Annotated in this window: 5 protein-coding genes and 1 pseudogene; 2 read left to right on the top strand and 4 right to left on the bottom strand. The window is 73.7% G+C overall.

Annotated features, from left to right (window positions below; translation table 11 throughout):
• Positions 1-909 (bottom strand): pirin family protein (locus AOK24_RS30740; protein ID WP_055723309.1); only part of this gene is annotated, 909 nt, incomplete at its 3' end.
• A gap of 84 nt (positions 910-993) precedes the next feature.
• A complete protein-coding gene (locus tag AOK24_RS30735) occupies positions 994-1,482 on the bottom strand; it encodes a MarR family winged helix-turn-helix transcriptional regulator (protein WP_055723308.1) in 489 nt (162 codons plus the stop codon).
• A 111-nt stretch (positions 1,483-1,593) separates the two neighbouring features.
• On the opposite strand from AOK24_RS30735, the gene AOK24_RS30730 reads away from it, so the two are divergent.
• Together AOK24_RS30730 and AOK24_RS30725 are read left to right on the top strand one after the other, a co-directional pair.
• Positions 1,594-2,559, top strand: a complete 966-nt coding sequence (locus AOK24_RS30730; RefSeq protein ID WP_055723307.1) for an ATP-binding cassette domain-containing protein — start codon at positions 1,594-1,596, stop codon at positions 2,557-2,559.
• Positions 2,556-3,344: an ABC transporter permease gene (locus AOK24_RS30725; RefSeq protein ID WP_055723306.1), complete on the top strand. Its 789-nt coding sequence runs from the start codon at positions 2,556-2,558 to the stop codon at positions 3,342-3,344. Before AOK24_RS30730 ends, AOK24_RS30725 begins: the two co-directional genes overlap by 4 nt.
• Here the strand turns inward: AOK24_RS30725 and AOK24_RS30720 are convergent.
• Both AOK24_RS30720 and AOK24_RS30715 read right to left on the bottom strand, forming a co-directional pair.
• Positions 3,299-6,361, bottom strand: coding sequence for an ATP-binding protein (locus tag AOK24_RS30720; protein WP_055723305.1), 3,063 nt, complete (start codon positions 6,359-6,361; stop codon positions 3,299-3,301). The genes AOK24_RS30725 and AOK24_RS30720 overlap by 46 nt on opposite strands.
• Positions 6,362-6,375: 14 nt before the next feature.
• Positions 6,376-6,555 (bottom strand): annotated as a pseudogene (locus tag AOK24_RS30715) (hypothetical protein); the annotation flags it as partial.

The following is a 6,555-nucleotide window of genomic DNA, read 5'->3' as shown; positions in this document are numbered from 1 at the left end:
GGGACCGGGGTGGCCGGCGACGGCACCGAAGCGGTCACCCTCGGCCTCCCACTCCTCGCGGGCTCGGACGATGTCCTCGTGGGTGCGGCCCACGAAGTTCCACCACATGACGATCTCCTCCTCGAAGGGGGTGCCGCCGAGGAGGATCACGCGTGCCGGTGCGCCGGACTCGTTGGCCAGCGTCAGGGTCCCGGCACCGCAGGGGACGTAGCCGAGTTCCGCACGCCGGAGGGTGGTCGTGGCGAGGCGGACGGTGCCGGTGTCGACCAGGACGCCGTGTTCGAAGGACGGGTCGACGGTCAGGGTGACCTCGGCGTGCGGGGCGAGGACGAGTTCGGCGCCGAGGAGCGGGGTGAAGGTGCGCACCGGGGAGGCGCTGCCGGCGAGGGTGCCGAGGAAGACGCGGAGTTCGGCGCCGTCGAGGCGGACCGGGTCGGGGACGTGGTGCTGGAAGTCCCGGGCGGCCGAGCAGTGTTCGCCGGGCAGGGCCAGCCAGAGCTGGACGCCGTGCACGAGGGTCGTCGCCGGGGTGGTGACCTCCGAGTGGCAGATGCCGTGGCCGCCGGTCATGAGGTTCAGCTCGCCGGGGCGGATCAGGGCGTGGGTGCCGAGGCTGTCGCGGTGCTCGATCTCGCCACTGAAGAGCCAGCTCACGGTCTGGAGGCCGGTGTGCGGATGCGGGGCGACGTCCATGCCGCCGCGCCCGGCGACCTCGGTCGGGCCGTAGTGGTCGCAGAAGCACCAGGCGCCGATCAGGGTGCGGGCGCGCTGCGGGAGCGTGCGCCGTACGGAGAGGGAGCGGGGGCCGCCCAAGGGGACCTCGCGGGGTGTCAGGACGTCGACGGCGTCCGGCGCGGGGTCGTCGCCGCCGCACTTCAGCGCCTCGGGGCCGGTTTCGGCGTTGCTCACCGGGGTCACCTCCCACAAGCTTTAGTTGGCATGTCAACCATCATGCCATCGGCGCGCCGCACGGAACAGCGCCGCACCCGGGTGTCAGTCCGCCTCGGCGGTGGGGCACTCCGGCGCCTCGTCGATCTTCCTCACGACCCGTTCCGACACCTCGGCGATCACCCGCAGCTCGGCCGGCGTCACATGGTCGAGGAACAGTCCGCGCACCGCCTCCACGTGCCGGGGAGCGGCGGCCTCGATCATCCGGCGGCCCTCGTCCGTGATGACCACGAACGCGCCGCGCCCGTCCTCCAGGCACTCGTCGCGCACCACGAGCCCGCGTTTGACCATGCGCGCGATGTGGTGGGACATGCGGCTCTTCTCCCACTCCAGCGCGCGGGCGAGGTCCAGGATGCGCCGGCGGCCCTCGGGGAGGTCGGTCAGTTCGACGAGGACCGCGAAGTCGGCGGCCGACACGTTCGCCTCCCCCTGGAGCTGGCGCGTCAGGTGCCCCCGGAGCCGGTCGTGCAGACGCAGGAAGCCGCGCCAAGCCTGCTGCTCTTCCGCCGTCAGCCACCGCACCTCTTGTTCCATGGAGAAAGTGTAAACGTAGTTGACACTTCACCGACCACCCGCTCCATCATCCGGCCGCGCTGAAACCGCCCTGAAACCCCGCTGAACCCGCCCCGCCGCATCCTCTGCCGCATGACGACAGAACAACGGCTCGCCATCGAGGCGTACGGGCTGCGCAAGGCGTACGGCGACAAGACCGTGCTGGACGGCATCGACTTCGCGGTGCCGACAGGAACGGTGTTCTCCCTGCTCGGACCCAACGGCGCGGGCAAGACCACGGCCGTCGGCATCCTTTCCACCCTGCTGACGGCGGACGCCGGGGACGGGAAGGTCGGCGGGTACGACCTCCGTGCGCAGGGGCACGCCGTACGGACCGCGATCGGGGTCACCGGGCAGTTCTCGGCGGTGGACGGGCTGATCACCGGCGAGGAGAACATGCTCCTGATGGCCGACCTGAACCACCTCGCCAGGAACGAGGGCCGCAGGGTCGCCGCCGAGCTGCTGGAGCGGTTCGAGCTGACGGACGCCGCGAAGAAGCCCGCGTCCACGTACTCCGGCGGCATGCGGCGGCGCCTCGACCTCGCGATGACGCTGGTCGGCGACCCCCGCATCATCTTTCTCGACGAGCCCACGACCGGCCTGGACCCGCGTTCCCGGCACACGATGTGGGGCATCGTCCGTGAACTGGTCGCCGCCGGCACGACCGTCTTCCTCACCACCCAGTACCTGGACGAGGCCGACGAGCTCGCCGACCGGATCGCGGTCCTGGACGGCGGCCGGATCGTCGCCCAGGGCACCCCGGCGGAGCTGAAACGCCTGGTCCCGGGCGGCCACGTACGCCTGCGCTTCACGGACCCGACGGCGTACGAGCACGCGGCGACGACCCTGCGCGAGACGACGCGCGACGACGAGACCCTGACCCTCCAGATCCCGAGCACCGGCAGCCAGCGCGAACTCCGCGCGGTCCTGGACTGGCTGGACTCGGCGGGCATCGAGGCGGACGAACTCTCCGTGCACACGCCGGACTTGGACGACGTGTTCTTCGCGCTGACGGCACAGCCGACGGCGACGACGCCCCTCAAGGAGCAGGTCCGATGACAACCCATGCCCTCCGCGACAACCTCACCATGCTCCGCCGTAACCTCCTCCACGCCCGCCGCTACCCCTCCCTCACTCTCAACGTCCTGCTCACCCCGGTCATCCTCCTGCTCCTGTTCGTCTACCTCTTCGGCGGCGTGATGAGCGCGGGCATCACCGGCGGCCCGGCCGACCGCTCCGCGTACGTCGCCTACGTCGTCCCCGGCGTCCTCCTGATGACGATCGGCGGCACGGCGCTCGGCACGGCGGTCGCGGTGTCGATGGACATGACGGAGGGGATCATGGCGAGATTCCGCACGCTGGCGATCTCCCGGGCGTCGGTCCTGACCGGCCACGTCCTCGGCAGCGTGCTGCAAACCCTCCTCGCGCTGGCCGTCCTGCTCCTGATCGGCGTGGCCATCGGCTTCCGCCCGAACGCGACCCCGCTGGAGTGGCTCGCGGCGGCCGGTCTCCTGACCGTGTTCAGCCTCGCCCTGATCTGGTTCGCGGTCGGCATCGGCCTCGCCTCCCCGAACCCGGAGGGCGCGAGCAACCTCGGCCTGCCCCTGATGATGCTGCCGATGGTGTCGAGCGCGTTCGTCCCGGTGGCCGACATGCCGGGCTGGTTCCGCTGGTTCGCGGAGTACCAGCCGTTCTCCCCGGCGATCGAGACGCTGCGCGGCCTGCTGCTGGGCACGCCGATCGGTACGGCGAACGCGCTGCTGACGCTCGGCTGGGCGGTGGGCCTGTCGGTGCTGGGCTACGCCTGGTCGAAGGCGCTGTTCGTGAGGGAACCCAGGCACTGAAACACGGCGTCGCGCCCGAACTCCCCGTACTCCGCGCGCGCTTTCGCGTACCCCGCCGCGTCGGCCCGCTCGGCGGCGGCACGGGCCCGCGCCGCCGACAGTACGGGGAAGTCCCGCGCCACAGGCACGAGTTCGCTCAACGCGACGAGCCGCACGGCCTCCGTGTCCCCCTCGGCGAGCCCCGCCAGCGCGACGGCGACCAGGACGGCACCGTACGAGGAACCCGGCGGGAGACCGGGCAGCAGTGCCCGCAACTCCCGCACCAGCCCGGCGACTTGGTCCAGGCGTCCGTGCAGGGCGTGCGCCGCGACCGCCCCGGCGCGGACCTCCAGCGACCACTTGGCCATGAACGGATCGTCGGCGCCGACCGTGCGGACGTCGTCGGCCGAGTGGCGCCACAGCCTGAGGCCGGCCTCGACGCGCCCGCGCGCCAGCATGAGTTCGGCGCGGGCGCCGAGGTCGGAGCTGAACGCCTCGGCGGACTCCGGGCGTTGGTCGAGCTCGGCGAGCCCGTACCAGTACTCGGCCTCGTCGACGCGGCCGAGCTGGAGGCAGGCGAGGGTCAGCGCCCAGCGCACGCCGACGGGGTCGGACCAGTCGTTGTGGGTGGTGCCGTACGCGCCGAGCGTGTCGTGGGCCGCGCGCAGCTGATCGTACGCCTCCTGGCTGCGCTCGGTGCGCAGGCAGAGTTCGCTGACGCGGCCGTGGGCGAGCAGGCGCAGGGCGGGGTTGTCGGCGGGGTCGAGCGAGGCGAGCATCCGGCGGGCGTGGTCGAGGGCGCGGGCGGTGTCGTGCGCGGCGTCCCAGACGTAGCTGGCGAAGGTCGACGCGGTCCCGGCGAGCATCGGCTCGGCCGCCTCGCAGAGTTCCGTCAGCCGCTCGTACCGGGGCGGGTGGATGTCCGGTACGGCGGCCAGGACGACGGCGAGGGCGCGCGGCACGGTGTCCGGCGGGGCGGGCGGCAGGCGGCGCAGGGTCGCCAACTGGCGTACGGCGTGCGGGCCGTGGGCCATGAAGAGGGTGCCGGTGGCGACGACGGAGGCGCTGCGGAGGGTCTCGATGTCGCGGGGGTCGTCGGGGTGGTGGTGGGAGAGGGGGCCGCCGGTCTCGGCGATGAGGGCGGCGAGGCGGGCGTAGTGGGACTCGGTGGCCCACAGGGAGCCGAGGACGGCGGTGACGGCGGCGGTCGTGGCACCGTCGGCGCGGGCCAGGGCGTGGCGCAGGGCGAGGAGGAGGTTGTCCTGTTCGGCGCGGACGAGGTCCCAGGCGGGCACGGGGGCGGTGCCGAAGAGGACGTCGTGGTGGGCGCGGCCGAAGTCGCGGGCCCAGGTGAGGAGCCGGCCGGTGACAGCCTCGTCCTCGCCCGCCTCGGCGCGGCGGGCGGCGCCGAACTCGCGGAGGGTCTCCAGCATCCGGAAGCGGGTGCCGTGCGGGGTGTCGGCGACCTTGAGGAGGGACTGCCCGGTGAGCTGTTCCAGCAGGTCGAGCGGGTCGGCGCCGGTGTCGAGGACGTAGCCGGCGGCCTCGGCGTCGAAGCCGCCGGGGAAGACCGACAGGGCGCGCAGGGCGGCGCGGCCGTCGGGGCCGAGGAGGTTCCAGCTCCAGTCGACGACGGCCCGCAGGGTGCGGTGGCGTTCGGGGGTGTCGCGGGCGCCGCCGGAGAGCAGGGCGAAGCGGTCGCGCAGGCGGCGGGAGACGTCGGCGACGGACAGGACGCGGACGCGGGCGGCGGCGAGTTCGACGGCGAGGGGGAGGCCGTCGAGGTGGGCGCAGATCTCGGCGACGGTGCCGGGCGGCAGGTCGACGCCGGGGCGGGCGGCGCGGGCGCGCTGCGTGAACAGTTCGGCGGCGGCCTCGGGCGTCAGCTCCGGCAGCGCGTACACGGACTCGGAGGTCAGGCCGAGCGGGGCGCGGCTGGTGGCGAGGATGCGCAGTTCCTTGAAGCGGGCGACGAGGCTCCGCACGAGGTCGGCGACGCCGGTGACGACGTGTTCGCAGTTGTCCAGCACGAGCAGGGCGGGCCGGGTGCCGAGCGCCGCGAGGAGGCCGTCCGGCATGCCGGTGCCGACGGCGGCGGCGACCTCGTCCGCGACCTCGTCGTCCGTGGCGACCCCGGCGAGCGGCACGAAGTGCACGACGGGCTGGGGCGCGGCGTGGCTCACGGCGTGCGAGAGGCGCGTCTTGCCGAGCCCGCCGGGTCCTACGACGGTGACGACCCGCGCGGTGCGCAGCAGCCCGGCGACCGCGGCGACATCGGCGTCGCGGCCGAGCAGGGGGTTGGGTTCGTACGGTACGCCGTGGCGGACGCGGGGCGTGTCGGCGTTCAGCAACTCCTGGTGCACGTCCCGCAGTTCGGGCCCCGGGTCGGTGCCGAGGGTGTCGCGCAGCTCGCGCCGGTAGGCGTCGTACCGGGTCAGCGCGGCGGCGCCGCCCTCGCAGCGCAGGAGTTCCGCGAGCACCTCCTCGTCCCGGGGTGCCTCGCGCAGCACGTCCCTGAGCGGTGCGCGGGCTTCCTCGCGCCGGCCGAGCCTGGCCAGGGAGAGTGCGCGGAGCCGGACCAGGGCACGCCGGGTGTGGGCGCGGTCGGCGCGCAGGGCGGACAGCGGGTCGTCCGGCGGCTCCTCGGCGCCGCCCTCCCACAGAGCGAGCCCGGCCTCGGCCCGTGCGAGCGCGCCCGCGTGGTCCCCGGCCCGCGCGCACCGGGCGCTCGCCGCCTCGTGCAGGAGCAGCGCGGAGCTGTCGATCTGGGCGGGCTCGAAGGCGAGCCGGTAGCCGGTCGGCGTGCTGAGGACCACGTCGGCGCCGAGCTGCGCCCGCAGCCGCGAGACGAGGATCTGTACGGCCTTCGCGGGATGCTCCGGCAGCTCCTGCGGCCACAGGCCCTCGACGATCCGGGCGGTCCCGCAGCCGGTGGCCGGATCTTCGGCGAGCAGGGCGAGGAGGCCGCGCAGCCGGGGCGCGGTGATCTCCCGGCCCCGGCAGGAGACGCGCGGCAGGAGGGTCAACTCGGTGGTCACTCGGGCAGGTTAGGTCACGTGTCGCCGAGCTTGTTGCCGAGCAGGACGTGCAGTTCCCGTTCCTGGTCGCCGGAGGCGGTCGTCAGGTCGCGGACCGTGAACAGGGAGTCGAGGGTGGTACGGAGGCGGTCGATCGCCCAGTAGCCGCCCTGCGCGTCGGCCTCGACGGTGGCGGAGAGGCGGGCCGGGGGCTG

This window comes from Streptomyces niveiscabiei, assembly GCF_001419795.1.
In the GTDB taxonomy this organism is placed as follows: domain Bacteria; phylum Actinomycetota; class Actinomycetes; order Streptomycetales; family Streptomycetaceae; genus Streptomyces; species Streptomyces niveiscabiei.
The sequence above is the reverse complement of the archived record's forward strand: the minus strand, read 5'-3'. Positions and strand labels throughout refer to the sequence as shown.

Excerpts from the sequence above, each read along its gene's own strand:
- AOK24_RS30735 (WP_055723308.1), bottom strand. The coding sequence starts at position 1,482 with ATGGAACAAGAGGTGCGGTGGCTGACGGCGGAAGAGCAGCAGGCTTGG.
- AOK24_RS30725 (WP_055723306.1), top strand. The coding sequence starts at position 2,556 with ATGACAACCCATGCCCTCCGCGACAACCTCACCATGCTCCGCCGTAAC.
- AOK24_RS30730 (WP_055723307.1), top strand. The coding sequence starts at position 1,594 with ATGACGACAGAACAACGGCTCGCCATCGAGGCGTACGGGCTGCGCAAG.